The sequence below is a fragment of the Pelomicrobium sp. P1 genome (assembly GCF_052805615.1).
On the sequence record NZ_JBRBEM010000032.1, the window covers coordinates 1 to 2906 of the forward strand.

Genomic DNA, 2906 nt, shown 5'->3' on the forward strand with positions numbered 1-2906 from the left:
GTGCCACCAAATTTTTCAGGTCGTGCACCACGAAGGCGGACATGCGGTTGAAGGCCTCGAACTTGCGCGATTCCAGCAACGCCTCCGTGGCGCGGGCGTGGCCGATGAAGCCGGCCACCTGCCGGGCCGCCGTTTTGAGCAGGTCCCGCACCTCCCAATTGATCTCCACCTTAACCCGCGCGGTGGCGAGGATCACGAAGCCGAGCAGCCGCTCCAGGTGCGACAGGGGGACGATGAGCCAGGCGTTGGGCAAGCGCGCGAGCCATTCGGGAAGCCGCAGGTCAGGGTAGCGTTCCGGGTTGGCCCGAAACTCGTCCAGATCCACCACCCAGCCGGTTTTCTCGAGGAAGCTGGGGAGTGCTCCCTCGGCTGGCTCCGCGTCGTTCACCTCCCGCATGTTCCAGCGGCCGGCCTGGACGTACCGACCCCGGTGGTCCTCAAGCCAGATCGCGCCGGCCGGGCTTTCCACCAGATCGGCGAGGGCCACCACGCAGCGCTCGTGCATGTTGGACCCCTCCCCGGCCCCCGAAAGGAGCCGGGTGATTTTCAACCATTCCTGGCGGTAATCGTAGCGGTAGGAAAAGAAGTGCTTGTTGATGAAAACCCGGACCTGGGAGCGAAAGGTGCCTGAGGAAAACACCAGTCCCAGCAGCAGGAGGGCGGCGAACAGGAACCCGATCTGGAGGGTCCTGCCCCAGGCACCACCGAAATAGCGCACGTAATAGCCGGCCGCGGCGACGGCGAGTAGGTACAGGCCGGCAGCCGTGATGGCGGTCGAGTGGAACACCACGCCCCGCGAAAAGGCGATGTCGATGGTCCATTCCCGGCTGCGGGCCGTGGACAGGGCGACAAAGGGGATGACCAGGGCCTGCGCCACGCCCCGCGCGCTCCACAGGTCGGGGTCCAGGGGACCGCGGAACAGCAGAGCATAGGCGTACGCGTACAGATCGAACGCGAACGCGCCGCCCAGCCCGATGCACAAGGGCGCCACGTGCCAGCGGGAACCCTTGGGCGCCCGGCGGTAGAGCTGCTCCACCGTGGCGAGCCCTAGGACCGAGACCGCCAGGGAGCCCCCGTAGGCGGTCAAGGCCTGGGGAACCTGGAGATCCAGCGCGGACAGCGCCGGCGCAAGCCACGGCGTGGCCAGAAAAATCACGGCGAGCAGGAATGGCCAGGCGCTGCTTGACAGCCCCCGGCCCGAGCCCTCCCCGCGGTGTAGCAAGGAAAACAGGAAAGCGAGCCACGCCAGGATGCGCAGGGCGTCCAGACCCCGGTATCCGGACCAGGCCATGGGGCTTCCCGACAGAACCACCGCCAGGCCGCTCCCCGCCCAGCCGGCGCTCAGAGCGACGGCGGTGAGCAACAGGGCGGCATTGCGCCCTCCCCGCCATCCCAACCATAGCTGCAAGGCGAAAAGCGTGAACGCGGCCAGAGCGGCGGCGTAGCTCCAGAAGGCCGGCTCCGCGACCATCCCCCAGCCGATTCCGCTTGGGCCTTCAACCATAGGGCGCCTTAAATCGGGAGCGCCGGTAAGTGCCCGATGGGCATGCCGGATTCATGGAATGAGAAAGCCGCACCCGCGGCGCCATCCGGAGCAGGAGCATGAAGGGGGCCATGGGTTCGTTCCGGCTGAGGCGGGCGCTCCAAGGTACGACCTCGCATAAGCATACCAACGAACCCAGGCTGCGTCAGGTTCGACCCGCCCGCGCTCTCCAGCGCCTGGAGCGCTTTTTCCCGCCGGCCGTAAAAAAGGAAAAAGCACCCGAAAATCGATGGCAAGGAGGCTACCCGCCAGAGGCGACAAGGCAGGATATCCGAAGCGGGAAAAAGGGAACGGACCGGGCTTGGGCGATGGAAAACGGGTAGACATCGAACGTCGCCCGCCGGGAGCCGCCGTCCCGTTGCGCCCCCTGCCATCCCTCGGGAGATCTTGTGTGAGGCTCCGGGCTACCGTGCGCCCTCTCCCAGGAGAACGACCCGGACTGTCTCGAACAGGATCACGAGGTCGAGCAGAAGGCTGTGGTTTTTCACGTAATAAAGGTCGAACTGCAGCTTCTTGCGGGCATCCTGCACGGAACAACCATAGCAATAGCGGACCTGGGCCCAGCCGGTGATGCCCGGCTTGACGCTGTGCCGCACGCCATAGAACGGAATCTGCTCGGTCAGCTCGGCCACGAAATAGGGCCGCTCGGGCCTCGGGCCCACGAAGCTCATGTCCCCCTTCAAGACGTTGATGAGCTGGGGCAACTCGTCGATGCGGGTCTTGCGGATAAAACGCCCCACCCGCGTCACCCGGTCATCCTTTTCGGACGCCCAACGGGGCTTGCCGTCCGCTTCCGCGTCCTGGCGCATACTGCGGAACTTGAGCAGGTTGAACGTCCTGCCCCCCGCCCCTACCCGTTCCTGCTTGAAGACGATGGGCCGCCCGCTCTCCAGAAAAATGGCGATGGCCGCGAGCACCATGACGGGAGCCGCCACCACGAGGAGCAGGCCCGCCGCGACCAGGTCGAACGCCCGTTTCACCAGGGTGCGGGCAATGCCCTGACGGAAACCGTCCCCATAGATGAGCCAGCTCGCCTTCAGGGATTCGATGTGCACCTCTCCGTTCAGCCGCTCGAAGAAGGTGGGCAGGTCGGTCACCCGAACGCCCCGCAGACGGCAATCGAGCAGTTGCCGCAGGGGCAGCACGCCCCCCCGCCGTTCCCGGGCCGCCACGATCACCTCGTGCACGTTCAGCCGCCGCACCAGTTCCGGCAGGGGCGAAGCATCGCCGACGATCTTCCCTTGGGGCACCGCGGGCTGCGTACCATCCTTGAGCGGATAGAAGCCCACCACCTCGACCGCCGGCTGGGAAAGGGAAGCGAGCGCTCGCTCCACGTTGAGCGCATCGGGGCCGGCGCCGAGCA

The 2906-nt window shown here is 66.3% G+C and carries 2 protein-coding genes; both read right to left on the bottom strand.

From position 1 onward, the window contains the following. On the bottom strand, positions 1-1471 hold a 1471-nt coding region (gene prsK / locus ACUVYZ_RS17220; protein WP_446033095.1), incomplete at its 3' end, for an XrtA/PEP-CTERM system histidine kinase PrsK. 476 nt (positions 1472-1947) lie between these two features. Further along, positions 1948-2906: TIGR03013 family XrtA/PEP-CTERM system glycosyltransferase (locus tag ACUVYZ_RS17225; RefSeq protein WP_446033096.1), on the bottom strand; the 959-nt coding region annotated here is incomplete at its 5' end.